The sequence below is a fragment of the Stenotrophomonas sp. ISL-67 genome (assembly GCF_018612915.1).
In the GTDB taxonomy this organism is placed as follows: domain Bacteria; phylum Pseudomonadota; class Gammaproteobacteria; order Xanthomonadales; family Xanthomonadaceae; genus Stenotrophomonas.
The window spans coordinates 194,102-220,543 of record NZ_JAGGRL010000007.1 but is presented as its reverse complement, the minus strand read 5'-3'; the positions used below and the strand labels follow the sequence as shown (position 1 = coordinate 220,543).

General features: G+C 66.5%; 18 protein-coding genes and 3 pseudogenes. 7 read left to right on the top strand and 14 right to left on the bottom strand.

The window, feature by feature from the left end; all coding sequences use genetic code 11:
* Positions 1-174: 174 nt before the first annotated feature.
* The 3 genes and pseudogenes from J7J08_RS09860 to J7J08_RS09850 all read right to left on the bottom strand — a co-directional run bounded on the left by J7J08_RS09860 (position 175) and on the right by J7J08_RS09850 (position 2,231).
* Complete coding sequence (locus tag J7J08_RS09860; protein ID WP_214904610.1) at positions 175-1,434, bottom strand: site-specific integrase; 1,260 nt, start codon at positions 1,432-1,434, stop codon at positions 175-177.
* An 83-nt stretch (positions 1,435-1,517) separates the two neighbouring features.
* A pseudogene (locus J7J08_RS09855) lies at positions 1,518-1,754 on the bottom strand (magnesium chelatase domain-containing protein); the annotation flags it as partial.
* Between the two features lie 210 nt (positions 1,755-1,964).
* Positions 1,965-2,231 (bottom strand): accessory factor UbiK family protein, encoded by a 267-nt coding sequence (locus J7J08_RS09850; RefSeq protein ID WP_214904606.1) that lies wholly within the window; start codon positions 2,229-2,231, stop codon positions 1,965-1,967.
* 75 nt (positions 2,232-2,306) lie between these two features.
* Here J7J08_RS09850 and J7J08_RS09845 point away from each other — a divergent pair, with 75 nt between their 5' ends.
* Positions 2,307-2,645 (top strand): P-II family nitrogen regulator, encoded by a 339-nt coding sequence (locus tag J7J08_RS09845; RefSeq protein WP_214904603.1) that lies wholly within the window; start codon positions 2,307-2,309, stop codon positions 2,643-2,645.
* On the opposite strand, the gene J7J08_RS09840 is transcribed toward J7J08_RS09845, so the two are convergent.
* Positions 2,642-3,289, bottom strand: coding sequence for an RIO1 family regulatory kinase/ATPase (locus tag J7J08_RS09840; RefSeq protein ID WP_214904600.1), 648 nt, complete (start codon positions 3,287-3,289; stop codon positions 2,642-2,644). The genes J7J08_RS09845 and J7J08_RS09840 overlap by 4 nt on opposite strands.
* A gap of 362 nt (positions 3,290-3,651) precedes the next feature.
* Between J7J08_RS09840 and J7J08_RS09835 the strand changes: the two genes are divergently transcribed.
* Positions 3,652-4,557 (top strand): aspartyl/asparaginyl beta-hydroxylase domain-containing protein, encoded by a 906-nt coding sequence (locus J7J08_RS09835; protein WP_214904597.1) that lies wholly within the window; start codon positions 3,652-3,654, stop codon positions 4,555-4,557.
* 210 nt (positions 4,558-4,767) lie between these two features.
* On the opposite strand, the gene speE is transcribed toward J7J08_RS09835, so the two are convergent.
* Positions 4,768-5,622, bottom strand: a complete 855-nt coding sequence (speE, locus tag J7J08_RS09830; RefSeq protein ID WP_214904594.1) for a polyamine aminopropyltransferase — start codon at positions 5,620-5,622, stop codon at positions 4,768-4,770.
* 185 nt (positions 5,623-5,807) lie between these two features.
* Here speE and speA point away from each other — a divergent pair, with 185 nt between their 5' ends.
* A complete protein-coding gene (gene speA, locus J7J08_RS09825) occupies positions 5,808-7,697 on the top strand; it encodes an arginine decarboxylase (protein WP_214904591.1) in 1,890 nt (629 codons plus the stop codon).
* A 73-nt stretch (positions 7,698-7,770) separates the two neighbouring features.
* A pseudogene (locus J7J08_RS09820) lies at positions 7,771-8,093 on the top strand (DUF6122 family protein).
* A 117-nt stretch (positions 8,094-8,210) separates the two neighbouring features.
* Here the strand turns inward: J7J08_RS09820 and J7J08_RS09815 are convergent.
* Genes J7J08_RS09815 through J7J08_RS09805 form a run of 3 tightly spaced genes read right to left on the bottom strand, consistent with a single transcriptional unit; the run spans position 8,211 to position 10,437 of the window.
* Entirely contained in the window at positions 8,211-9,536 is a 1,326-nt protein-coding gene (locus J7J08_RS09815) for a sensor histidine kinase (RefSeq protein ID WP_214904588.1), read from the bottom strand.
* Positions 9,533-10,195 (bottom strand): response regulator transcription factor, encoded by a 663-nt coding sequence (locus J7J08_RS09810; protein WP_214904585.1) that lies wholly within the window; start codon positions 10,193-10,195, stop codon positions 9,533-9,535. The genes J7J08_RS09815 and J7J08_RS09810 overlap by 4 nt, the downstream gene beginning before the upstream one ends.
* Positions 10,195-10,437 (bottom strand): PepSY domain-containing protein, encoded by a 243-nt coding sequence (locus J7J08_RS09805; RefSeq protein WP_313955405.1) that lies wholly within the window; start codon positions 10,435-10,437, stop codon positions 10,195-10,197. The genes J7J08_RS09810 and J7J08_RS09805 overlap by 1 nt, the downstream gene beginning before the upstream one ends.
* Positions 10,438-10,637: 200 nt before the next feature.
* On the opposite strand from J7J08_RS09805, the gene J7J08_RS09800 reads away from it, so the two are divergent.
* Positions 10,638-11,072, top strand: a complete 435-nt coding sequence (locus tag J7J08_RS09800) for a PepSY domain-containing protein (RefSeq protein WP_214904582.1) — start codon at positions 10,638-10,640, stop codon at positions 11,070-11,072.
* Positions 11,073-11,145: 73 nt separating this feature from the next.
* Here J7J08_RS09800 and J7J08_RS09795 read toward each other — a convergent pair whose 3' ends face one another.
* The 3 genes from J7J08_RS09795 to J7J08_RS09785 all read right to left on the bottom strand — a co-directional run bounded on the left by J7J08_RS09795 (position 11,146) and on the right by J7J08_RS09785 (position 13,189).
* Positions 11,146-11,646, bottom strand: a complete 501-nt coding sequence (locus J7J08_RS09795; protein WP_214904579.1) for a hypothetical protein — start codon at positions 11,644-11,646, stop codon at positions 11,146-11,148.
* Positions 11,647-11,767: 121 nt separating this feature from the next.
* Entirely contained in the window at positions 11,768-12,979 is a 1,212-nt protein-coding gene (locus J7J08_RS09790; protein ID WP_214904576.1) for an FAD-dependent oxidoreductase, read from the bottom strand.
* Positions 12,980-12,985: 6 nt separating this feature from the next.
* Positions 12,986-13,189: a hypothetical protein gene (locus tag J7J08_RS09785; RefSeq protein ID WP_214904644.1), complete on the bottom strand. Its 204-nt coding sequence runs from the start codon at positions 13,187-13,189 to the stop codon at positions 12,986-12,988.
* A 105-nt stretch (positions 13,190-13,294) separates the two neighbouring features.
* On the opposite strand from J7J08_RS09785, the gene J7J08_RS09780 reads away from it, so the two are divergent.
* The gene (locus J7J08_RS09780) at positions 13,295-13,543 is read left to right on the top strand and encodes a hypothetical protein (protein WP_214904574.1); all 249 of its coding nucleotides are present in this window, start codon (positions 13,295-13,297) and stop codon (positions 13,541-13,543) included.
* 134 nt (positions 13,544-13,677) lie between these two features.
* Positions 13,678-16,068, top strand: coding sequence for a DUF3772 domain-containing protein (locus tag J7J08_RS09775; protein WP_214904636.1), 2,391 nt, complete (start codon positions 13,678-13,680; stop codon positions 16,066-16,068).
* A 15-nt stretch (positions 16,069-16,083) separates the two neighbouring features.
* On the opposite strand, the gene J7J08_RS09770 is transcribed toward J7J08_RS09775, so the two are convergent.
* From J7J08_RS09770 to J7J08_RS09760, 3 genes and pseudogenes are all read right to left on the bottom strand, one after another.
* Positions 16,084-22,098, bottom strand: a complete 6,015-nt coding sequence (locus tag J7J08_RS09770) for a hypothetical protein (RefSeq protein WP_214904573.1) — start codon at positions 22,096-22,098, stop codon at positions 16,084-16,086.
* Between the two features lie 335 nt (positions 22,099-22,433).
* Positions 22,434-24,536, bottom strand: coding sequence for a phosphoglycerol transferase I (locus tag J7J08_RS09765; protein WP_214904572.1), 2,103 nt, complete (start codon positions 24,534-24,536; stop codon positions 22,434-22,436).
* Positions 24,537-24,729: 193 nt separating this feature from the next.
* A pseudogene (locus J7J08_RS09760) lies at positions 24,730-26,385 on the bottom strand (AarF/UbiB family protein); the annotation flags it as partial.
* Positions 26,386-26,442 lie beyond the last annotated feature (57 nt).

Genomic DNA, 26,442 nt, shown 5'->3' with positions numbered 1-26,442 from the left:
ACGGAACCCTGGGCGATTCAAAGCCTCGAACGTGTATAGGGTTCCTCAGCATCTTATCGGCGGTTTGCTTGCGCACGCTGCTCATGCCGTGGCAAGTGAACACTCGGTAGTCCCAAGCAGTGCTGCCGCTGCGATTGGTCTTGACCGACAGCTCAGGAAGCTCAGAGAAGGCTGTTAGTCGCATGGTTTCTCGATGGCTTCGTTCAAGAAGGCTAGTGAGAAATCATTTCCGATCTTGGCCTTCACCTTCTCATCTTCGACGAACCGTATGTAGCGTAGCGACGTCGCCTCGTGAGCATGCAAGAGTAAGTCTTTGACTATGGAGATCGCATTGAGACGCTGACTCGAGCGTAGAGCAGTTTCAGCAACTTCGGTGGCGAAGGTCGCGCGTGTCTGGTGGAAATGGAATCCTCCAAGATCGATGCCGATCTTCGCAGCTTCGCGTCGCAACCTTGACATGAGCACGCTGACAGTAGCTCCATGCCCTGCTGACTTGGCAGCATAGGACCGGCCAGCAGCAGTCAGGAAGACCCGATCTCGATCGCTGCGCGCGGCGCGATCAACACGTCTGATGCGCGTCGGCGATTCGACATACCCCAGTATTTCATCGAAGAGCGTCGCTGGCATGATGATTTGACCCGTAACGTCGAACTTCGTGTGGACTTGGGGTGTGGCGCCAGGCCCGATAGTTAGGTAGACAAACCCATTCAGCCTCGAGTCGCGCGCAGCATTGATGAGCGTACCTACACGGAGATCGCAGATGGACCCGACCCGCATACCTGTGAAGAAGCCGCAGGCGAGCATCAAGAAAAGTTCATAGGGCGCGTGAGATCGAGCTGCCTCTAGTATTTGAGTGCGCTGCTTGGCGCTCACCGGGAGAACCCCGCCTTCAAGGCGATACCCTGGTCGACGCTTGTTCTTGATCGCAAGCGAACTCGTGCTCACATTGATCGAGCGCTGGAGACCAAAGTCAGTGGAGATCCGCACGCCGTATGTGCGGTCTTCCCAAAGCGGCCACTTAGTGGATATCAGCTGCTCTTCTACAAGCCATCTATAGAGCGCAATTACGGCCCTCATCCGATGAGTCACAGTACTGGCCGCCAGCTTACCTGCGGCTCTCAGCTGTAGTAGGTGCTGCCTGTACCGATTGAGCACGCGCTCGTCTTTGCGCAGCGGGAAGTGGTGCCATGCAACCTTAACCTCCTCAACCCATTGAGCGTAAGCCCCTACGAGTTGGGCATCCTTCCGTACTGTCTCTTCATCAAGGCCAGAGTCCTTACGAGAGAGGAGCCAAACATTAGCCTCTCGCCAAGGTTCTCCGTGGCCCCAGACGAGTTGTGGCAGGGCCACCGCGGCCGGCTGATGGGAGCGCGAAGGACTTCCTGTGACCAGGTTCTCGCTACGGTCAAGTGAGATCACTACAACCTGTGCCATGTTGGCTCCAACATGAGACCCGGACGAGGTGTCCGTCCTTATTGAATGTAATGGATTGCGTCCATCCAATAAAGTCGCAGGTACCCGCCTTCCTTGGGCAGGTCGGCTGGGGCCAGGTTGATCAGGATGCGCCGCTGCGGGTAGTCGAACTGGGCGCAGACCAGTGCGGCGCGGACGCGGTCGCGCGATTCGCGCACGGCCGCTTCGGGCAGGCCGACGAGGGTGGTATGCGGCAGGCCGCCGCTCAACATCACTTCGATCCGCACCGCTGGCGCAGCAACGCCCACGCGCGCGCGGCTGTGCACCAGCGCAAGGCTCATGCAGGTTTCCAGGTTGGTTGAACGAACTCCAAGCTTGGGTGACGACGCTGCCGATGACTGTCGGCCATAACCGTGCCGCTCAATCAGCAGACCACGCGCCGGGAGGTCGTCCAAGGCCGACAGCGCGATGCGGTCGAACCACACGGCAGTCGCCCAGGGGGCTACGCTACAGGCGAGCCTGTACGGGCGGAACGCAAGAGCTGCGCCCGATCAGGGAGCCGGACGCTCTGGTACGCCTGCGGCGGCTTCCAGCGCAGCTACGCTCTTCTCCAGCGCTTCGAGCTTCTCGCGGGTGCGCAGCAGCACCGCGCGCTGCACGTCGAATTCTTCGCGGGTCACCAGGTCCAGTTTGCCCAGGCCAGCCTGCAGGGCGCTTTTGAAGGTCGCCTGCAGTTCCTCGCGCGATTGACGCAGGCCCGGCGGGACCATGTCGCTCAGGCGGCGTGCGAGGTCATCGAGCTGGTTGAGGTCAATCATGGAATCTCTGCGGGTGGGGCTGGCCAGGGACTAGGATAGCGTTATCCTTGCGCCGCAGATGAAGGGAGCCAACAGATGAAGATGGTCATGGCGGTGCTCAAGCCGTTCAAGCTGGATGACGTGCGCGAAGCGCTGGCCGAGCGTGGGGTCACCGGGATCACGGTGACCGAGGTCAAGGGCTTCGGGCGGCAGAAGGGGCACACCGAGCTGTACCGGGGCGCCGAGTACGTGGTGGATTTCCTGCCGAAGGTGAAAATCGAGGTGGCGGTCACCGACGGCCAGGTGGACGACGTGGTGGACGCCATCGTCAAGGCCGCCGGCACCGGCAAGATCGGCGACGGCAAGGTGTTCGTCTATGACCTGGGCAGCGTGGTGCGCATCCGCACCGGCGAGCTGGACGCCGACGCGCTTTAACCCTTGAACCACCGGTAGAACCGCTTCCAGGCCACGCGCACGCCCGCCACCCAGCGCGGGTCGGCGACCTGGGCCGCTTCGGCGGCGCTGGGGCGGGTGCCGGTCAGGCGCTGGCGCATCTTGAGCAGGTTCTTCCTGTCACTGCGGCGCAGCTGGCGCGATACCGGGTGCACCGGCAGCCAGCGCGGGCTGCGCCAGGCCGAGGTGAAGTCCACCAGCACCGGCACGTTGCCGTTGACCATCACATTGGTGCCGTGCAGGTCGTTATGGGTGATGCCAGCCGCATGCAGGCGCTCCAGCGCGTACTGCAGCTGCTCGAACACCTCGATGCCCACCGATTGGGCCGCGCTCAGGGTCTGGCCGGGAATGAATTCCATGCCCAGCGCCAGCCCGCCGATGGTGCCCAGCAGGGCCGGGGCATGCTTCCAGCCGGCCAGGCGCTGCAGGATGCGTGCCTCGCGGCGGACCAGCAGGCGCGCAATGGGCGACAGCGGGGTGCCGCGGTAACGGGTGTAGTCCTTGACCACGGCCGGCTGCCCGTTGAGGCAGGTGCGGTAGACATCGGGTTCAAGCAGGCGTTCGCCGCGCTTGAGCAGCTCGGCGGGGGCGGTGTCGTCGACACACGAAGCAATGGTTGTATTCATGACGTTCTGGGGCGACCCGGTGGTCGGCGCAAAGCGTCAGGCGTACCGGTGCTGCTGAATGGGGGAGTATCAAGATTTCGTTAATTTTAGTACTCCGGAGTACACGAAACCAGTGTTTGTCAGAAAAATGTCGTAGCCTGGGGTGGAACAGTTTGTCGCGCCCAGCGAGAAACAACCTCGGCGAAATGCTTAAAAGCGCAATAAATTCAATTGCGTACGAGATTGATCCGATGAGCGTGAATGCGCTGCCGCTTGACCGCAGCCGGGTCGGTACGGACCATGGCATTCCCCCGATGCGGGCCGCTTCCGGTCCTGCGTTCCCTTTGCCCTGACGGGTTCCGGCGCTGGCCGGTGGAAGCATGATGATCAAGATAATTGTGGTGGCCCTGTTCGTGGCCTGCGTGCTGTACATCCATTACCGGGGCAAGGTGCGCGCGCGCTGGTCGCGGCAGCTGCTCGACCATTCCAGTTTCATGGCCCCCATCAACGTGGTCATGTACCTGTTCTCCAAGGTGCCGACCACGCCGTTCCTGGACCCGGGCAAGGACTTCCCGCAACTGGAACCCCTGCGCGCGAACTGGACGATGATCCGCGATGAGGCGCTCGCCCTGCGCGATGCCGAGAAGATCGCAGCCTCCAGCTCGTACAACGACGCCGGCTTCAATTCGTTTTTCCGCCGCGGCTGGAAGCGCTTCTACCTGAAGTGGTATGGCCCGTCGCATCCGTCGGCCAAGGAACTGTGCCCGCAGACCACCGCGCTGCTGGAGTCGATTCCGGACGTGCGCGCGGCGATGTTCGCCCAGCTGCCGCCGGGCAGCGAGCTGCGCCCACACCGTGACCCGTTCGCCGGTTCGCTGCGCCTGCACCTGGGCCTGGCCACGCCGAACGATGACCGCTGCTACATCGAGGTGGACGGGATTCGAAAGAGCTGGCGTGACGGCGAGTGGATGATGTTCGACGAGACCTACATCCATCACGCGCACAACGAGACCGACCAGGACCGCGTGATCCTGTTCTGCGATATCGCCCGCCCGCTGCGCTTCGGTCTGCCCGGGCTGTTCAACCGTGCAGTGGCGGCGACGCTGCTGGCCGGTGGCGCCTCGCCGAATTTCCCGGGCGATCCCACCGGGGGCGTGAACAAGGCCTTTGGCGGCGTGTACAAAGTGCGGCTGAAGGCCAAGGCGCTGCGCGCGAAGAACGCGTTCGCCTACCACGCGATCAAGTGGGGGCTGGTGCTGCTGGTGATTGCGGGGATCTGGGCGCTGTAGCCGGCATCGCGAGGGCCGGCCAACGGCCGGCGCTACCGGAAAGGTCCCGGCGCCGTTCAATTGCCGATGAAGCGGCAGAGGTCCCGGCGCCGGCCAGCGCCGATCGACAAGAAAACCCGCGCCGTTACCGGCGCGGGTTTTTTGTTTTTCCCGGTCGCGAAACCGCCACCGGTAGCGCCGGCCGTTGGCCGGCCCTCCTGGACCCCGGGATCAACCCTTGAGGGCTGCCGCCACGAAGGGAGGGGTGACCAGTACGCCGGTGTGCAGGGCGGCGGTGTAGTACAGCGTGTTGAAGCTCTTGGAGGCTGAATCGGCCTGGCGGAAGTCGAAGCTGCTCTGGCCCTTGCGCGCCAGGGTCACGCTCCACCAGCCAGTGGGGTAGCACGGCTGCGGGAACGGCAGGGTCTTGAACGACTGGAAGCCGGCCTTGCCCATCTCGGTGCGCATTTCGTTGATCAGGTCCAGCTGCATCAGCGGCGATTCGGACTGCTGCACCAGGATGCCGTCATCCTTCAGCGCCTTGAAGCAGCTCTCATAGAAGGCCTTGTTGAACAGCCCCTCACCCGGGCCGACCGGGTCGGTGGAATCGACGATCACCACGTCCACGCTGCCAGCCGGGCAGTTGGCCATGTAGGCCACGCCGTCGTCGAACATCAGCTCGGCACGCGGGTCATGGTTGGAATCGCACAGTTCCGGGAAGTGCTTCTCGGCCATGCGGGTGACCTGCTCGTCGATGTCGCACTGGGTCACGCTCTCCACGCCCTGGTGCTTGAGCACCTCGCGCAGGGTGCCGCAGTCGCCGCCGCCGATGATCACCACGCGCTTGGGCGCGGCATGGGTGAACAGTACCGGGTGGCTGATCATCTCGTGGTAGAAGAAGTTGTCCTTGCTGGTCAGCATGATGGCGCCGTCGATGGTCATCAGGTTGCCCCAGTCGGTCGTGGCGAAGATCTCGATCTTCTGGAACGGCGACTGCACTTCGTCCAGCTTGCCCTTCAGGTGGTAGCCGATGGCCGAGCCGGTGCGCTCGAAGTGCTCGATGTACCAGTTGTTGTTGTCAGTCATGGAGTAACGGTCCTGTTCGGAAGGGGGAAGCCGGGCGGCCGGGGCCGCGTGGCGTCAGCCACGTCCGGACGGTGGCCCGTTCAGGCTCGGGAGAGCCGGGAACAGGCGCGGGCGCGGATTGTAACGGACCCTTGGCGACACAGGCGTTATCATGCACGCCCTTTTTCCTGTTCAGGCCCACTGCAATGACCGATTGGTCCCTCGACCAAGCCCGCAAGACCTACTCGATTCCGCATTGGGCGGATGGCTACTTCGACGTGGATCAGGCTGGACACATGGTGGTGAGACCGACTGGCCAGGACGGCCCGGTGGTGTCCCTGCCCAAGGTGGTGGATGCCGCGCGCGCTGCCGGGGCCAAGCTGCCGCTGCTGGTGCGCTTCCCGGACATCCTGGGCCAGCGCCTGGGCAAGCTGCAGGCGGCCTTCGGTAAGGCCCAGGCCGATTGGGACTACCCCGGCGGCTATACGGCCGTATACCCGATCAAGGTCAACCAGCACCGTGGCGTGGCCGGCACCCTGGCCAGCCACCACGGCGAGGGCTTCGGCCTGGAAGCGGGCAGCAAGCCGGAACTGATGGCGGTGCTGGCACTGTCGCGCCCGGGCGGGCTGATCGTCTGCAACGGCTACAAGGACCGCGAGTACATCCGCCTGGCCCTGATCGGCCGCAAGCTGGGCCTGCAGACCTTCATCGTGATCGAGAAGCCCTCCGAGCTGAAGCTGGTGCTGGAAGAGGCCAAGGCGCTGGACGTGAAGCCGGGCCTGGGCGTGCGCATGCGCCTGGCGTCGCTGGGGGCGGGCAAGTGGCAGAACAGCGGCGGTGACAAGGCCAAGTTCGGCCTGTCCCCGCGCCAGCTGCTGGACCTGTGGAAGTCGCTGCGCGACACCGAGTACGCCGACTGCCTGAGCCTGCTGCACTTCCACATGGGCTCGCAGATCTCCAACGTGCGCGACATCGCCAACGGCATGCGCGAAGCCACCCGCTACTTCGTGGAGCTGTCGCGCCTGGGCGCGAAGATCACCCACGTGGATGTGGGCGGCGGGCTGGGCGTGGATTACGAAGGTACCCGCTCGCGCAGCTTCTGCTCGATCAACTACGGGCTGGATTCCTACGCCGGCAACATCGTGCAGCCGCTGGCCAATGCCTGCGAAGAGCACGGCCTGACCCCGCCGCGCATTGTCACCGAGTGTGGCCGCGCGATGACCGCGCACCACGCGGTGCTGATCGCCAATGTGTCCGAGGTCGAGGAAGCGCAGGAGGGCCGCGTGCCCGACCAGCATGACGACGAACCGGCCGCGATCCGCCACCTGCGCGAAATCCACGACGACCTGGACCAGCGCCCGGCGGTGGAACTGTTCCAGGAAGCGCAGCACTTCCACGCTGAAGGCCTGTCCAGCTACGCGCTGGGCCAGATCGACCTGCCGCAGCGGGCGCGCATCGACGACCTGTTCTACGCCATCGCCCATGCCGTGCGTGCACGGCTGAGCTATGACGAAAAGAGCCACCGCCCGGCGCTGGATGAGTTGAACGAACGCCTGGTGGACAAGTACTTCGTCAACTTCAGCGTGTTCGAGTCGATTCCCGATGCATGGGCGATCGACCAGGTGTTCCCGATCGTACCGATCGAGCGCCTGGACGAGCCGCCGCAGCGTCGCGGCATCATCGCCGACATGACCTGCGATTCGGATGGCATGGTCAAGACCTATGTCGAGAACGAGAGCCTGGATACCTCGCTGCCGCTGCATGCGGTGAAGTCGGGCGAGAGCTACCGCATTGGCTTCTTCATGGTGGGCGCGTACCAGGAAATCCTAGGCGACATCCACAACCTGTTCGGCGATACCGACGCGGTGGAAGTGCTGGCCGACGCCGATGGCTACGCGATCACCCAGCAGCGCCGGGGCGATACCACCGACGTGATGCTGGACTACGTGGGGTACAGCCTGGCCGACCTGCGTGCGAGCTATGCCGAACGCGTGGCCGCGGCAGCGCTGTCGCCAGCGCGTGCGCAGGAGCTGTCCGAAGCGTTGGAAGCGGGCCTGACCGGCTACACCTACCTGTCCGACGAGCCGCTGAGCTGATCGGTAGGGTGCTGTACCGCCGGACAGAGCACGGCCCCACGACGCGTAGAGCCGGGCTCTGCCCGGCTGCTCCATGAGCAGCCGCGCCATCTTCCATCTGTTCCTGCACGCCGCCGTGCCGGCGCTGTTGGCGTGGATGTTCTGGCGCAAGCGGTTCCTGTCGGCCTGGGCGCTGTTGCTGCTGGGTTGGATCATCGACCTGGCCACCTGCTGGCCGATCCGGTCTATGCGCCGAACCGCTGCAGCATTGGCTTCCATCCGCTGCATACCGTACCGGCCATCGCGCTGTACGCGGGGTTGTGCGTGCCGAAGAAGACGCGGTTGTTCGGGATCGGGTTGCTCATCCACATCGTATTGGATGCCATCGACTGTTGGTGGATGCACTCAAGCCGGTAGCGCCATGGGCGAACTGGCAAGCCGGGCAGAGCCCGGCTCTACGGGTGGGCGCCTTGTATTGCGTAGCGCCGGGCTCTGCCCGGCTGCCTGGCCGCATGTACGGCGGCCGTACCACGGTCATCCGGCCGGCAGGCTCAGTTCCGCCACCAACCCAGGGGTGCCATTCCGCAGCACCAATGCACCGCCATAACTCTCGGCAATATCCGCCGCGATCGCCAACCCCAATCCGCTGCCCGGCGCGCGCTGGTCCAACCGCACGCCTCGGCCCAACACGCGTTCGAGATCGTCCTCCGGCAGCCCACTGCCATCGTCATGGACCTCGATCTGGATGTGGTTGTCGACCTGCGCGACCGTCACCTCCACCCGCCTTGCGGCCCACTTGCCCGCGTTGTCGAGCAGGTTGCCCAACATCTCTTCCAGGTCCTCACGTGCACCGGCAAACACGCCGGCAGCATCCGCATCGCAGGTGAACGCAATTCCGCGCTCGCCGTGCACGCGCTGCATCAACCCGCAGAGTGCAGCCACCACCGGTGCCACCGGCGTGCGCTGCTGGTGGTCGGCGGCCACGCCCACCGCCAGGTAACGGTCGATGCTGGCCTGCATGCGTGCCGTTTCGCCGCGCAGGGTGCTACGCCAGTCATTGCCGTCGCCCGCCGCCTCCGTGGTCAACACGGTGAGGGGTGTCTTCAACGCATGCGCCAGGTCTTCGGCGCTGCGCCGCGCGCGCAGCACCATGCGCCCGTGGTGGTCGAGCAGCGCATTCAACTCTCCTGCCAGCGGCGCTACCTCCTTCACCAGTCCCTGCTGCGGAAAGCGCACGTCCTCGCCATTGCGCACCTGCTCGGCAATGCGACCGAGCCGGGCCAGCGGCCGCAGCCCGTAATGCACCTGGGTAACCAGCACGGCGAACCACAGTGCGATGAGCACGATCAGCGCCAGCGCGGTGCGTTGGCGGAAGGCATTCACCTGCGCGTCAAGCTGGCTGCGGTCGGTGGCCACCACCACCTGCAGCGGGGCGGCCGCGCGCGGCAGGGTGACCTGCTGGGCCAACGCCCGCAGCGGCTGCTGCAGCGGGCCGCTGGTATCGTAGGCCTGGGCTGGCCCGGTGCGCAGCGCGGCCGGCGCCGCGAGCGTTTCATCCCACAGGGAACGCGATTGCCCAAGCGCGCGGCCCTGGGCATCCTGCAGCTGCCAGTACGCGCCGGAGAACACCCGCCGGTAGTGTTCGTCACCCAGTTCGCCGCTGACCTGGATGCTGCCCTGCGCATCGGTTTCCACCAACGCCAGCACTGCGATCAGGTCGTTGCCCAATTGCTGGTCCAGCGCCGTGCGTGCCGAGCGCTCGTACATCGCGCCCAACCACCACGTGGCCAGTGCCGACACCAGCACCATGCCCAGGCCACCGGCCAGCAGCAGGCGGCTGCGCAGCGAGCGGGTCTTCATGGCTGCGCCGACAGGCGGAAGCCCTGCCCGCGATGGGTGTGGATGAGCGTGCTGCCGAGTTTGCGGCGGATCCGCCCGATGAGCACATCGAGCGTATTGGAATCGGGATCAAAGCCCGCTTCGTACACATGCTCGCCCAGGCGCGAACGACTGATGACTACATCGGGGTGGTGCATGAAGTAGCTCAGGATCCGGTGTTCCTGCGGGCTCAGCGGCAGCAGCACGCCATCGAGTTCGAAGCGGCCCGCGTTGACGTCCAGCCGCAGTGGCCCGCACTGCAGGCGCGGGCTGGCGTGCCCGGCACTGCGGCGGATCAACGCGCGCAGCCGCAGCAGCAGTTCTTCGGGCTGGAATGGTTTGGTCAGGAAGTCATCGGCCCCGGCATCGAAGCCGGCCAGCTTGTCGTGCCAGCGCGTGCGCGCGGTCAGCACCAGTACCGGGAAATCACGCCCGGCCTCGCGCCAGCGCTCGATCACGCTCAGGCCATCGAGGCCCGGCAGGCCGAGGTCGACGATCGCCGCGGCGATATCCTCGACCTGGCCCTGGTACTCGGCGTCGCGGCCCTCGCTGCTGTGGACCACCACGTAGCCGGCGTCCTCAAGCAGCAGCTGCAGCTGGCTGGCGAGCAGGGCATCGTCCTCGGCAAGCAGGAGTCGCATCAGTCCTCTTCCATCTTGAGCAGGCGGCCGCTGGTCGCATCATAGTCCAGCTCCATCACCACGCCGTTGGGCCCGAGGATCTCGATCTCATACTTGCCGTCATCCAGCTCCACCTCCAGCAGTTGCCCGGGGTAGCGGCGCAGGGCATCGCGCACCACCGTTTCCAGCGGCACGTAACGGCCCTGCTGCACGGCCTGGCGCACGGCCTGCTGCTGGCGCGCACCGCCATCGAGGACCCGCATGGGGTCCTGCGCGGCAGCGGTCAACAGCAGGGGGAGAAGCAACGACAGGGCGGTCATGGCAGCGGGGGTGGGGAAGGGCTGCATACGGTATACGCGCGGGCATTAAACGTTTCCTGACAGCCGGGCTCATGGTCTGCTTAAGGGCGCTTGCCAGACTGGCGGCGCCGGGATGGTCCGGTGCCCCTTTCAGGAACTCCCCCATGAACAAGCTGATCCTTGCCGCCGTCCTGGCGACTGCCTTCATCTCCGCCCCGGCCGTTGCCGCCGATCTTTCCGCTGCCGACGTGCAGGCCAAACTGCGTGCCGCCGGCTACCTCCAAGTGCACGAGCTGGAGCGCGACGACGGCGTGTGGGAAGCCGATGTGACCCGCGCCGATGGCAGCGTGGATGAAGTGATCGTCGATCCGGCCACGGGCGAGATCTTCGATCCGCGCGATGGCCGCGCCCTGCTCGATGCCGGGCAGATCCTCACCCTGGCCGGCAAGGCCGGACTCACCCGGATCGAATCGGTCGAGCGTGAGGGTGCCACCTGGACGCTGGAGGCGCGCAACGCCCGCAACCAGCGCGTGGATGTGCGCATGAGCGGTCACGATGGCCGTGTGCTGTCCAGCCGTCGCGATGGCTGGTGGGACTGAGCCACGCCACATTGCGGCTCAGACGCAAACGGCCGGGTCGCCCCGGCCGTGTTGATGATGCGTGTGCGGCCGGTTACCAGCCCACCGGGCCGGGGCCGTCCCAGTAGCCACGCCCAAAGCCACCATACCCACCCCCATACGGTCCATAGAAGCCAGGGCCCTTGCCCTCGCTGACCCGGATGTTGAGGTTCATGTTGTGGGTCTTGCCTTCGTCGTTGGTGTAATTCTTGTTGAGATTCAACTCGGCGGCGTTGTAATGCGTGTTGCCGAAGTTCTTGGCGTAGCCAATGCCCGTGGTGATGCTGCCGTTGACCCGCAGCTTGTCGTCGGTGACCTCGGCGATGCCGTTGGCGGCGCTGCCGCGAGGGGCTGCACGACGGCCACTCTTGTCACCGTAGAAGGTGCCGGGCGGGTCGCCACGCAGGGTGGGATCATTGAGGTACTGCAGCGGTTGCTGCGGCACCGACAGGTCCAGACCGGTCGTCGACTGCGGGCCGGTGGCACCGGCAGCGGACTGCGCCAGCACGACACCGGGGGCCAACAGGCACAACAGCAGGGAAAGCGGGCGGATCATGGGAGGCTCCGGGGCAGGCAGGGCGGCCGACAGCGCTGACGCTAGCAGCCGTTGCTTGAATGATGCCTGTCGTGGCTCCGCATGCAAGCGGAACCCACGGTGTGGCGTGCGGTCACCGTGTTCAGTCCAGCCTCTGGAACCCGAACAGGTCTGCCAGGGGGTGCCTGCGGCGCTCGATCCGCGCCCGCAGCAGGCCGGCGCCGATCATCGAGTAAGTGATGCCGTTGCCGCCGTAAGCCATGGCGAACAGCACCCGCGGCCCCCACTGCGGGTGCGGGCCGAAGAAGGGCAGGCCGTCTTCCGTTTCGGCAAACGTGCCGCCCCAGGAGAAGGCCGGCTGCAGCGGCAGGCGCGGGAACAGCTTCCCCAGGTGCTTGAGCAGGGTGCCGACCTTGCCGGCCACCCGCCGGTCGCGCCGGGCCGGGATGTCCACGGCATCGTCCTGGCCGCCGACCAGCAGCCGGTGGTCGCCGGTGCTGCGCATGTACAGGTACGGACGGGCGGACTCCCAGACCATGGTGTCGGCCAGTGGCCCCAGTTCCTCCGGGTCGATCGGGTCGGTGATGAAAGCGTAGCTGCTGCGGTTGCGGGCCACCTTCTGCTTCAGCCAGCGCTGGCCAGCGTAGCCGGTGGCCAGCACCACGTGCCGCGCACGGATGCGCACGCCCTCGGGCGTGGTCGCCGTCACCCCGCGTGCCGTGGGCTGCAGCGTGTGCAACACGGTACGGTCGTGCACGGCGCAGCCCGCCTTGGCCAGCCGCATCAGCAGCCGGTAGGTGAGCTGGTAGGGGTCGACCCGTGCGGCCAGCGCGCTGAGGATCGCGCCGGGCGACCGGAAGCCGTAGCCCTCGTGCACCGCTGCGGCATCCAGCCAGCGCACCTCGAAGCCGTGCTTCAGGCGCAGCGCGTACTCGTCCTGGAGCGCCGTGCGGTGACCGCGCTTGCTGGCGTAGTACAGGCTCTGCATGGGATGGCAGTCCACGCCGCGGAAACCGGCGGCCACCGCACGCAGCGCCGGGATGGCCTGGGCGCAGGCGCGGTAGGCCAGCACCGCGTCGCGCTCGCCGTAGCGCTTGGCCAGGTCGGTCAGGTGCGTATCGATTTCGTACTGCAGCAGCGCCGTGCTGGCTGCGGTGCTGCCCCAGCCGATGTCGCGCTGCTCGATCAGCACCACGTCATGGCCGTGCGCGCACAGTTCGTTGGCAATCAGCGCGCCGCTGATGCCGCCGCCCACGACCAGCACATCGCAGCTGCGGTCCTCGCGCAATGGCGGAAAGGCATGCATCAGCCCGTTGCTGACGGCCCAGAAGGGGTATCCGCTCTTGAGGTCCATGTGGAATCAGGCAGTGGGGTGGCCGGTCTGCGGGGTATGGATCAACGTGGCCAGGCCGAAGCCCTGCAGGCGGGCCTGCGCCAGGTAGTGCTCCTGGGGGGTGGCATCAACGGTCTTCAGGTCGGCGTGGGTGGTCATCGCGGGCACCGGTGAGGAGGTGGACGCCACGATGCCGGGACCGACGCCACGGCCGGGTGAAGCTACCTGCATGCACCGCAACGGTGCGTTGCCTGCACGGGTGATCCGCTGCGCAGCGCCGGCGCTATGCTTTCACCCAGGTCTTCGCGCCCGTGCGGCGACGTCAAGGAGAAGCGGATGTACCAGGTGATCCTGCTCAAGAGCCCGGCCGGTTTTTCCCGCCAGCGCTGGGAAACCGTCGACGAGGTGGTCGACCACGAGGGCGTCAGTTATTCGCTGCGGGCCGGCCCGCGCCAGCCCCTGCCCACCGACCATGCCTGGGACGAAGTGGCGGTGTATGCGCCGGACGAGATCAGCGAGGAAGAGTTCCAGGACTGGTACGCAGCGCTGCAGCCGCAGGTGGAGGAGCTTCGGCTCAAGTATTGAACTGCGCATACCCGATGTGAACACGTGGCGGTTTATAGTCCGCCAAGGCGCGGTGGTCCGCGTGTTGCCCTGGTACTGCTGGTTTGTCTTCCCGTCCTGGTTTTCCCCTGCTGCGGCCGCTGCTGGGCCTGTTGATGTGCGCCTGGCTGCTGGCCGCCCCTGCTGTGTCTGCGCAGGGCGCCGACGATGGCCAGAACCCGCCGCTGGTGCAGCTGGCGCAGGCCGGCAAGGAGCTGGCGGCGATCCAGCAATCGCTGGAAGATGCCGAGACCCGCGATACCCTCAAAACCCTGTCCGACCGGGCGCTGGGCGTGCAGCGCAGCGCGGATGACGCGCAGTCCGCATTGCAGCCGCAACTGGACCAGCTGGATATCCGCCTCTCCCAGCTGGGCGCCGTCGCCGAAGGTACGGTGGAATCGCGCGAACTGGTGCAACAGCGCAAATCCCTGAACCAGGAGCGGGCCGATATCGCGGCGGCGATCGCACGTGCACGCCTGCTGGCCGTGGATGCCAAGCAGCTGAGCGCCGATATAGAAAAGATGCGCGCCACCCAGCTCAGCGAGGAGCTGGTGCGCAAGGTCAATTCCCCGCTGTCGCCCTCGCTGTGGCGTCAGTTCGCCACCCACGTCCCGGCCGATCTGGACCGGCTGGCTGCACTGTATCGCCAGGGTGAATCCACCGCGCGCAAGGCGATCGCGCAGCATGGCCGGGGTACGCCGGTGTTCGGCGCGGTAGCGGCACTGCTGATGTTCTTCCCGCTGCGCTTGTGGCTGCGCGCGCTGGGTCGGCGCTTTGCCGCCTCCGAGCGCGCGCCCGACGGCCGCCTGCGGCGCTCGGGACTGGCGGTATGGTTGCTGGCGGTGGGTACCCTGCTGCCGGGCTTCGCCGCGGCGATCCTGGTCGGCTCGCTGCAGGAAATCGGCGCCATCGCGCCGCGCCTGGAAGCGGTGGCCCTCAACTTCCAGGTCGCCACCTTCGTGGCCGCCTTCATGGCCGCACTGGGTGCGGCACTGCTGATGCCCAAACGGCCGTCGTGGCGCCTGATGAACCTCGATGACGACATGGCATGGCGGCTGCGCAAATACGCGTGGTGCGCGGCCGGCCTGACCTGGGTCAGCATCCTGCTGGTAGCGCTGAACAAACAGGCGCGCACCAGCCAGGTGACCACCGTGGCGGTGGACGGGTTGATCGCCATTACCTATATGGTGCTGATCATTGCCATCCTGGTGTCCCTGGCGCGCATGCATCGCCGCCAGGCGGAGGAGGTCCAGGCCAAGCTGGAGGCGCAGAGCGAGGCCCCGGCCAAGCCAAAGGCCAACACGCGCCGGAGCGGCTGGATCGTGCTCGCGCGCGTGGTGGGCAACGTGGTGGTGTCGGCGGCGGTGATCGCGACCCTGCTGGGTTACCTCAACTTCGCCCTGTTCGTCGGCCAGCAGTTGATCTGGGGCGCGGTGGTGCTGTTGGCGGCATCACTGCTGCTCAAGTTCGCCGACGATCTCTCGATCTGGCTGTTGTCGCCCACCGGTCGCATTGGCCAGACCGTGGTGTTGACCACCGGCATGAGTGCGTCGCGCCTGGAGCAGGGCGGGGTGCTGTTGTCGGCGCTGCTGCGGATCGGGGTGATCGTGTTCGCGGTGCTGGCGCTGACCGCGCCATTGGGCAATACCAATGCGTTGTTCGGCGGCCTGGACACGCTGTCCAAGGGCATCACCATTGGCAAGACCACGCTCAAGCCAAGCGCCGTGGTCTATGCGGTGCTGGCGTTCCTGCTGGTGTGGGTGGTGATGCAGGCGTTCCAGCGCTGGCTGACCGAGACCTACCTGCCCAAGACCGAGCTGGACGCCGGCGCGCGCAATTCGATCAGCACGGTGACCCGCTACCTGGGCATCATCGCCGCCGTGCTGTGGGGATTGACCGCATTGGGAATCGGCTTCGAGCGGTTGGCGTTGCTGGTCAGCGCACTGTCGGTGGGTATTGGTTTCGGCCTGCAGGCGATTACCCAGAACTTCGTCTCCGGCCTGATCCTGCTGGCCGAGCGGCCGGTCAAGATCGGTGACTGGGTAAAGCTGGGCGACCAGGAAGGCGACATCAAGCGCATCAACGTGCGCTCCACCGAAATCCAGGTGGGCGACAAGTCCACGCTGATCGTGCCCAACTCCGAACTGATCACCAAGACCATCCGCAACATGACGATGGACAACGCGCAGGGTCGCATCCAGATCCAGTTCACCGTGCCGCTCAGCACCGACGTGGCCAGCGTGCGCCAGATCCTGCTCGATGCCTACACCGAACACGCCGGCGTGCTGGCCGACCCGGCGCCGTCGGTGTTCATCGATTCCATCGCCAACGGCCAGGTGGCGATCAACAGCTTCGCCTATACCTCCGGCCCGCGCGCGGTGTACGGGGTGCGCAGTGACCTGTACTTCACGATGCTGCAGCGGTTTGCCGCGGCCGGAATCGCACTGTCTGCGCCGACCGACGTCCACCTGGTGGGCACGATGCCGCCACCACCGGAGGCGCCCTGAGCCTGGCAGGGCCACTCAGGGACGTAGGTCAGGGTAAATGCTGTCGTGGTGATCGGGCAGCGTCAGGGAGGGCGGTTGCAACGGCGAGCGCGTATCGTCGGGCTGTTCTTCGGAGCCTTTGGGCCCCTGTTTGATCGGTTTGAGCGCCTTGCCGGGCGAGACATGCGGCGCGCGCGGGGCTCCGCCCACCTTGAGCAGCATGCCCGCCGCGCCGCTGCCATCGCCAATCCGTTCCTGCAGCGGTGGCCCGTAAGCGCTCAGGGTGGCCGGGTCGAACAGACTCAGGGTACGCCTGCGGTCGCCGCTCGCTGGCCTTGCGACCAGCACGTTGGGAATGCCATCGACCGTGCGCAGGGTGATGTCCTGGATGGGCGAGGACAGCCCACTGCTTTCCTCGGCTGCCGCCATTCCTTCGCGCATCAGCCAGCGCAGCCCGTTCGCGCGCCGGGAACGACCCAGCAGTGCCCATAGAAAGCGCAGGTTGCCGGAAGCGGTACGCTGCACCACGGTCACACCCATGCGCAGCAGCGCCAGGCTGCCCGCCGCTGGGTTGAGCGCGTCGATCGCGCCCCGCCCAATCACCCGCGTCAGCTCGGCCACGCGCGGCATCGTCAACTTCAGTCCGGGCCGGGCCAGCACCTTCACCACCCCGCCGATGACCGGCCCGACGACGATGATCGTTTCGAGGTACAGGCCAAAGGCGGCCATTGCAAACTCGTTGCGATTCTTCGACGAGATCCGGCGCAGGTTCTCCACGAACGGCACGAAGAAATCCACCACCTCCAACCACAGCGGCGGACCATCCCGACGTTCCTCGAAACTGGTCTGTGCCCAGCCTTCGCGGTGGAACGTCGCTGCGTCCAGCCAGAAGAAACCGCGCTGCACGGGATCGACCAGCGCATGGAACGGCGAGGGCGCGAAGGTATCGTTGCCGTTCGCCGGGGGCAGCACCCGCAACGGCTCGACGATGACATCCGAGCTCCGGCCTTCCTGGGGCATCTTGTCCGATACATACGCGTCCAAGTCCACCGGCAGCGGCGTGCCACGACGGACCCGGATCGTGGCGACGTTGCCACTGCGCAGGCGCACGCTGCGCCGCTGCAGCTCGCCGCCCAGCGGCAGTGGCCCATCCACCAGCAGCGGGATGATCCGGCACTGCAGCGGAAACAGCTGGAAGTGGCGTGGCTGGCCATCCAGCATCAGTGTATAGACCACGCCGAAGCGGCCGCGGTAGGGGTCGGTATCGTTGCGGGTCTCCTGCTGGGCCTCCAGGTCCGGTTCGTGGGTGCGTAGGGTGAATACCTGGACGTCGCCGCGCTGCAGGGCACGGCGTTCCTCCAGCGGGCGTTGGTGCAGCGCCTCTTCGATCAAGACCCCGTAGCCTCGCTGTGCCTTGCGGAAGTAGGTATCAAAACGCTTCTGGTAGCGTGCGTTGATGTCGGCCAATCGGGGCAGCAGCGGTTTCATCCGCACGTAGGCGCTGTGCATGGCTGCCTCATGGCGCTTGAGCTGCGCATCGGGAACCAGCGTGCGGCAGGGCTGCCATTGCGATGGGGTCCCGCGCAGGGCACCAGCCGCCACCAGTTCGTAGAATGGAACGCTGGGCTCGAAATACTCGCTGATCCTGCACAGGCGGAACTCGGTGGAGTTCCATGGCTGGCTGGCCAGCACGCCCGGAAAGCGCGGAAACACCCGGCGGATTTCTGCTTCGACCAGCGGCATGCGATAGGGCAACGGTGCCAGCACATCGCTGATGGCCCGTTCGATATCGACCACGCGCTGGTCGAACGTGTGCAGCGCCGCATCGATGCGCTGCGCCGGCGACATCCCATCCCCGGCATGGTCCTGGGGTTGGCGGAACAGGTACCAGTCCAGCGTGGGCAGGCGGCGTGCCTGCAATGTCAGCTGCTTGACCAGTGCAGGGGCCTGGCTGTCGTTGGCCAGGTCGGCCGCCAGGGTAAGCAGCTCGCTGAAGCGCATCTGCTGCGACAGCCCGCGCTGCATGCGCTCGGCAAGGTGGACCCCGGTGACGAAGTTGATCGAAGCGACGGTGGTGCCATAGACCAGGGTGGGTGGGACATCGGCTGCCAGCAGTTCCGGTGCGTGGTCCTGCAGTGCCAGCGTGGTCGCCATGCCCAGCAGCCCGCTGGGGAGGCGCCCGAGGCGGTGCAGGTGGTCGTGGAAGTCCAGGCGGATCTGCGCGAAGGTCCGCCCCTGGTTGGCGCTTTTGTGCAGGGGGTAGCCGAGCAGGACGCGTGTATCGGGATCCGATGGGGGGCCGAGGTCGAGCACGATCGCCACGCGGGTCAGGCTGCTCAGCAGCGTGGGCGAGGTGGGGGTGGTGCGGCTGCCGGGGTACCAGTCCAGGGACCGCAGCAGTGCCGTCTGCAACGCCATCGCGCGCGGTGTGCGGGCCATGGACGCGACGAAATGGCTGCTGCGATGCAACTGGTCCCACGCTGCGTCGCCGCGTTCGACCAATGGGTTGCCGAGGTACTCCAGCAGGGTCTGTTCGTCGGGCGCGCGCTGGGCCAGGAACGCGGCGGTGGCCTGGCGCACCTGCTCCAGGTCCACTGCGCCCAGCACGTCGGCGGCGTGGACCAGATCGGCCCGCATGCCCAGCCGCAGCTCGCCGAGCAGGCGTTCGGCGCAGCGTGAGGCACCGTCGGGGTGGCCCTGTTCCCACGGCCCGCAACCCCCGTGCATGGCAAGGGTATCGTCTACGCTGACCCGGCCATCGGAGCGCACCGGGGCACCGAGTTGGGCGGCCACCGCGCGCAATGTGGCAAGCGTGGCCAAGGCGGTCCCGGTGTCCTGCAGCGCAGCGGTGGCATTGAAGGCATGCAGCCTGCCTGCCGTGTCTTCCACCATGATGTCACCGGCCGCGTTGACGGACACCCAGCGGGGTACCAGCCGCTGGGAGTGCAGGTACGCCTGCAGCTCGGGCGCTTCCAACAGGCGCGCGAAGGCGGGCAGCGCCGGCTGCACTACCGCGCTGGTGGTGGTGTCCCAGGCGGGGCGGTGGACGCCAGCGGCAGCGTCCGGGCTTTCGGCCAGCAACTGGCCCAGATCCTGCAGCTCATTACTGGCCTGGCGCCAGCGTGGCAGTGCGTTGGCGTGTTGCTGCCAGCGACCCTGCACCCGGGCGATGGCGTCCAGCAGCTGGGCCTGGGTGCACAGCACCGGTGCCGGGCAGGGCGAAGGTGATGGTGGCGGATAAGCACCGTGGAACTGCAATGCATTGGCCAACGGCACCGCCGTGCCGGGCGAGAACCGGCCCAACCGGTCGGTCATCCGGTACAGCGCCTCCAGCCGTGCCGACAGCGTGGCCGGCAGGTCGGTTACCAGCCCGTCGACCACCACGGCCGGTGGCCCGTCGGCATGCGACGACGCAGTGATGCCATCGGCACGTACGCGCAGGGAGTGGAAGGACGCATTGGTGCGGCGCATCCGCAGCCAGATGTCGGGTTGTTCAAACGTCCGCAGCAGCTGCTCCTGTGCGTCCTGCCACGCCGTGTGCAGCTCGGACGCGCGAACCGGTGGCAGCAGTTGCCCGGCAAGCGCGGCATCCAGGGTTTCCGGCCGTGCGTCGATGCGGTCCCAGAGGCGGTCCAGCACCTGCGGGTGGTCGTGCTGCGCCGGGGAAGCATCGCGCGCGTCCCACTCCACTTCGACGCGGGTCGTTTCAACGACGGCGCCCCGTTGTCGTGCGATCTGCTGCGCCAGCGTTGCCAGGCAGGATTCGAACTGTGCTTCCTCCATCGGTACTTCTGGCAAGGGCGCCGCGTAATAGGCCAGCATTTCCGGAACGCGCAGGTGGCCGTCAGAGCGCACTGGCGCGTGCAGCACGGTGGCGATGCCGCGCAGCATGGTGTCGAACGGGGCCAATGCCGCAGGCGGATGGCCGGCATCGAACAGGTGGATCATGTCCGGGCCCTGCAGTGCACGTGCAAGCACCGCGCCGTGGGCGGGGTAGACCAGCTGGGTGGGGTCGGCACCACGGCGGCGGCACAGCGCCAGGAATTCCGCCTGCTGCGCGACCTGCCGCAGCAACCCACGCGCCAGCGCCGTATTGTGTCCCAGGTGCGAACGCGGGTCGGGTCGCCACTCGCTCCATGCCGGAGCCAGTCCACGGATCGGAACCGCTTGTGCCAGTTTTACCTGCTGTTGCAGCCGTACCAGGGTTCCGGTTTCGTTGGTGGAAGCGATATGGCCATCGGCGTGCTGCTGAAGCGCCCGCTCCAGGCGGTGGATCTGCATGTCCAGGGCCGCTGGTGTTGCCGGCGTGGTTGCCGCGACCTGGCCCAGGTAGTACGCCAGGGCGCAGTCCAGGCGCGCACGTACCGCGTTGTCGAAACAGGTGCCGGCGCCGAGGACGGCGTGTTGCAGATTGACCAGCAGCAACGCGGTTGAGGGTGACCAGGCCGCGCCTTCGGGCGACGCCGGCTGTGGATGCAGCACGATCACCGTACTGGAGGTGGCGCGCATGCCGCTCAGCGTGCCGTTGACCACCCTCAGCGTGGACGGCGGCGTGCGCTCCGCATACAGGGTTTGAAGGAAATCGTCCTGGCGGTAGAGGCGCATCAGCCGTTGCCGGACGGTCTGCAACGCCCGCGCCAGTGGCGACGCGTCGGCCGGCGCAAACGGATGACGCCAGGGCTGCGCGCTGCCACCGGCGGAGGCGGTATCGCGCAAGGTCCACAGGGCCCCGATCAGCGCGACATGGTCCTGCGCCGCCGCTGCATTCGTGGCCGGATCGCCGGGTGGCAGGAAACCCTGCCCGTCGCTGGACGGAAGCGAGCGCGGGCGGCGACGCAGCGCCCAGCCCGCGGCAGCATCGAGCAGTGCATCCCCGACTGCGTCGTCGAACCCGCAGAGGCCGCGCAACGCCTGGCGGAAGCTGGGCGCGTGGTCGGCCACGGGCAGGTCCAGCACCACGTGGGCGTGCGCCACCAGCGCTTCCGCGTCGGGCGTGGCACCCCGGGCTGGCGGCGGGGACGGGCCGGACAACGCTGCCACGTGCAGCGCCAAGGCCTGGCCGAACGCCCGCGCGGCCGGTGTACGGGGGGCGCTGAACAGTGCCAGGTCGATCTGCTGGCCGGCCTGGTGGACGGCTGTACGGTAGGCATCGTCCAGCGCCCACGCGATGAGCCGTGCGCCTGCGGTGGCTGCCGCCAGCCCAGCGGTGGCCGCTGCGGCACGTCGTTGCCAGGGATGCGTCGTTGTCGTCGCCATCAATGCCGCGGTTGCCATGCCGATCGGCAGTGCCGGGCGCAGCAGGCGGGTGCGTTCCGCTGCGGAGGAGGCGGTGTCTGCAGGGAGCAACGGCGTTTCCGCCCGCATGGCGGGGTGCGGAGCGGCGAACAGCCGGCGCACGGCGGTGCCGGCCAGGTCCAACTGGTCCATTGTGTCAGGCAGCCGCGCCAGCCGCTGGCCAATGGCCGTGACCGGTGGCTGCGGCGGGACCTGGCGTTGCCGGCGGCACCACAGCACCCACGCCGTGCCCAGCAGGAGCAGGCGCACCGGCGACGAAGGAAGCTGCAACTGCGCGTGCAGGGCCGCATGCGCGCGGTCGGCCTGCTGCTGCAGCGGTTCCAGGTCATCGGGCAGCAGGGCGATCAGGGGTTCCACCCACGCCCCGCCACGCAGCGAGGGCAGGGGCAGCTGGAACAGCCACTGCAGCCACGGCAGCAGCGCCTGTTCATGCAGCAGACGCGGCAGCGCAAGGGCCTGTTGTGTCCAGGTCAATCCCTGTGCGCCGGCGGGGCCGGCAGCGAGATTGGCGACAAGGTACAGCGCGCTGCCCACCACACGCCGGCATTGCATCTGGCCCATCCTGTCGACCACGGCGGTCACCACCCGCGCGCATTCGGCCCGCCAGTCCGTCGCGTCGCGCAGCGGCGCGCGATCCCACTCGCGCAGTGCCTGCGCCAGCGCCTCGCGGCGCGCGGCAATCGGCGTGGCGCGCACCGCGTTGGCAAGATGGTCAGCGAGCTGCCCCGGTGCGGCATGGACCAGCAGCGCCTGCAACCGCGATTGGAACCGCGCCAGCTCCGAAGGCAGCAGAGGGCAGCGGCGCAGCAGTCGCGCCAGTGCCGGTGGCAGCGGTACCAGGGGCTCAGGTGTGGCGTAGCCCGGCGCGGTGTTGTGTATGCCGGTGACACCGATACCGGACTGCGCGGTACGGGCGTTGTGGGCAGGTTGAGTGGGCGTAGCCGGGATGCGGTCGGCGGCCAGCGGTGCAGCCAGAATAACGGGCCCCCCTGATTGACATCGACGAACGCACGATTGTGCCGATCAGCGGGATATCACGCTGTGCGTGGGATCGCAGATTCGCGGAGCAGGCCTGCACCGCAGCGTGGTTGTCAGCCGCGGTTGCCCCGTCGTGACGGAATCAGCGCGAAGTTGTCCACGGCCAGCTTCTCGGCGTGATTCAACCATGCGCGGATCTCCAGGTCGTCGACTTCATGATCCAACCCGAACGGCACGCTGATCCTGCCTTCCGCATCCGGCTGTACCCATTGCTGGGCGACCACGACCTTGCGCTTGGACGACACCGCCTCGATCCAGAAACCACGATCAGGCGACTGTTTGGCCACGAACTGCAGCATGTACTGACCCGCGCGGGTGCGACGGCCCTTCTGGGTGATCATGTGCGCCTGGCGGATGCTCGGGCGCGGGCCGTTGAACGGATCCAGCGGTGCATCCACGGCGAACCCCTGGCGCAGCTGGTCGTCGCGATAGAGCTTGATGCCCTTGTCGCGGTTGACCAGCATGGCGCACCAGTCGCCATCGGCCGAACCGTCTTCGAACGCGGTGCAGCGATCTACATAGGCCAGTGTATTGGCCGGGTCGGCCAGGTCGAACTGCTTGGAGGTGTTCTCCAGGTAGACCGACGTCAGGTCCCATTGTTTGTCGTACTCCAGCAGCACCGGCGGCTGCACATGCTGCAGGCCGATCACCACCTGGTTTTCTTCATCGATGCGCAGCTGGCGGGTCTTGTCGCCCAGCCACAGCGAACGCGAGAAGGCCAGGTAACGCGGGAAATCCTTGCCGTCGTCGCGGAACACCGCGGCGCTGGCACTCTTCGCGCGCTCCGGCTGCAGCAGCGAGCGGCCAAAGCCGATCTCGCCGATCTCCGGTTCGATCAGGCTGAGCAGGGTCGCGCCCGAATCCAGCGTGGAGCCCTGGTTGGCCGCCAGCTGGCGCGGCGGGATGTCCTTGCCCAGGAACAGCAGCAGGTTCTCGCGCTTCTGCTTGGCCAGGATATGGCTCAGGTCGTTGGGCATGGCCAGGTGGTCCGAGGCGATCACGATCAACGTGTCGTCGCCGTACGGGCTGGCCTGGATGCGGTCGACCAGCTTGGAGATCAGGCCATCGGTGCACTTCAGTGCGTTGAGCAGGCCGATGTTGCCGTACCCGCTCTGGTAGCGCGTGCGTTTGCAGGCCACCGGCAGATGCCCGGCCGGATGATGGGTGTCCATGGTCAAGGTCGTGAGCATGAACGGCTGGCCGGCCTTGGACAGCTGCATGAAGCGGTCGTAGGCCTTGTCCAGCAGCACGTCGTCGTGCACGCCCCAAGTGGAGAAGTGCGAGCGACCGATCTTCTGCTGCTTGAACCAGGCCAGGTCATCCACCGCATCGAAGCCATGCGTGGCCAGGAACTGGCCCTTGCCGGCGAACAGCCCGTTGGCACCGCCCATGTAGTGGTTGGTGTAGCCCTGCTGCTTGAGGTAATCGCCCAGGCACACCGCCTCGGGCAGGAAGCTGCCCATGCGGTCCATGCTGTTCTCGTCGCCCTGCGCGGTGGTCAGCGGTACGCCGCACATCGACGAGACCAGGCCAGCGATGGTCCAACCGCCGCCTTCGGCCGAGACCAGGCCGCGCACGTCCAGCGATTGTCCGGCAAGGCGATTCAGGTTGGGCATCAGGCCGGGGAACGTGGATTCATCCAGATACGTGCGCTCCAGGCTTTCGCCGTAGATCCACACGATGTTGCGCGGCTTGCGCAGCGGCTGCTGCGGTACGCGGTACTCTGGGGCGACCATGCTGTAATCAACAGGGCGCATCTGCTGGTACAGGCGCTGGCCATCGCGATACAGCGGACTGACGCCGATCGCCAGCACCCACACCGCCAGGAAGCCGGCGAAGATGCCACGGCCATGCGCGGTACGCTGCCAGCGCTGGGTGCGCGGCGTCAGCAACGGCAGCAGCGAGAGCAGGGCCAGCGCGATGAAGCCGGCGATGTAACCCTTGAAGTCGGAGACACCGGCGCCTTCCATGTCCGCGCCAAGGTGGTACAGCGTTGCCGCATTCAGGCCATCGCCGGAGAGCTTGTTGATCAACCACCATGCGCTGAGCGTCAGCAGCAGCAGCGACATCAGGCTTGCCTTCCACCACACCCAGCGGCCAGAGGCGAGCAACAACCAAGTGAGCAGCAACAGCGACAGCAACAGGATCCAGAGCATGGGTATCATCGGCAGCGGAGACAGGTGCGACCGGCTGCCCAGACATACCCTCATGACAGGCCGATGACGGGATCATGCCTGCACGAACCTGACTGAAATGTTTGTTGACAACGCGTCGCGGATGCCTACACCGCCTTGCGATTCAAAGGGTAAAGCGCACGTGAAGACGGCGCGCCTGCGGCGCGCCATCGACTCATCGATGCCCGCGTTCTTCCCGCGAGCGCGCGCGTCGATCAAACAGCAGTGCGCTGAGGATGATGCCCAACCCAAGGAATACGCCGATAAGCATCAAGGTGAACGCGATCGCCGGATATCCGAACAAGTGCCAACCGGTATCTACCTTCATCATCAATGCTGCCGCAAGAATCAGCGCGGCCGTGACGATGCCGGCCGACACGCGGTTGGCGATTTTCTGCAGGTTCTCCATCAAGCGTGATTCTTCCAGCCCGGTCACCTTCATCTGCAGCCGGTTTTCGGCCAGCAGCGCCAGGATGTCGGACATCTTGCGCGGGCCTTCGCGCAGCAGCTGCTGCACCTCCATTGCTTCACTGGCAAGGTTGGCCGCTGACAGCGATTTCTTCAGGCGCGCACGCATCACGTGCTGCAGCTGGCGTTCGACGATGCGGCGCGTATCCAGGTCCGGCGACAGCAGCCGGCATACGGTTTCGAGGTTGAGCAGCGCCTTGCCGAGCAGGCTCAACTCCGGTGGCGTGCGCAGCCCGCTGGCCGTGGCGATGCGGACCAGGTCCAGCACCACGCGGCCTTCGGAAAAGGTGCTGCTGGCGGCATAGCGCGCGATCACCTGTCCGGTTTCGCGCAGGTAGCGCTCTTCGTCGAAGGCTTCCAGCCGCGTGCTGATCCCGATGATCTCATCGGCCACTTCCTCGCCACGCCCATCCACCGCGGCGAACAACAACTTCAACAGGCGCTCTCGCAGGCGCGGTGGCATGTGCGCCACCATGCCCAGGTCGAAGATCGCCAGGCGCCCTTCGGGGGTGACGCGCAGGTTGCCCGGGTGCGGATCGGCGTGGATCTCACCATGTACGAAGATCTGGTCGATGTAGCCGCGGATCAGCGCGGCGGCCAGCGGCGCCATCGGCTCTTCGGTGCGGCGCACATCGGGGATCATGTCCACGCGCACACCCTGGGCAAGCTCCATGGTCAGCACCCGGTGGCTGCAGTAGTCCCAGATCGGCTGGGGTACCCACAGCGGCTTGAAGGGCCGCAGGTGCTGGCCGAAGCGCTGCAGGTTCTCTGCTTCAGCCTGGTAGTCCAGCTCCTGCATCAAGGTCTTGGCGAACTCGTTGAGCCAGTCGCGCAGGCGTACCCGTCGGCCGACCTGGGTAAGATGGTCGGCGGCCAGCGCGAAGCTGCGCAGCACTTCCAGGTCCGAGCGCAGCTGGGCGGCAACCTCCGGTTTCTGCACCTTTACGGCGACGTCGCGGCCGTCGTGCAGCTGCGCGCGGTGCACCTGCGCGATGGAGGCACAGCCCAGCGGCACCGGATCGAAACTGGAGAACAGCTTGGACACCGGGGCGCCAAGCTCCTGCTCGATGATGGCGTAGATGCGCTCGACCGGGATCGGCGCGACCTTCTCCTGCATGCGTTCCAGTGCGGTGGCAAACTCCACCGGCACCATGTCCGGCCGGGTGGACAGCATCTGGCCGAGCTTGACGAAGGTGGGGCCGAGCGATTCCAGGTCGGTGACGAACTGCTCCGGGTTGCCCTCCGGTGGCAGGTCATGGACGGCGCGCGAATCCAGGTTCATCCCCGAAAATACCCCGGAATGGCGGTAGCGCAGCAGCAGGCGCAGGATCTGGCTGCGGCGGTTCATGCCTTTGACCAGCGAGGGTGAGCCGGGAATGGCGGGCGTGGTATTCAAGCAGGGCTCCGGGGCAGGACAGAC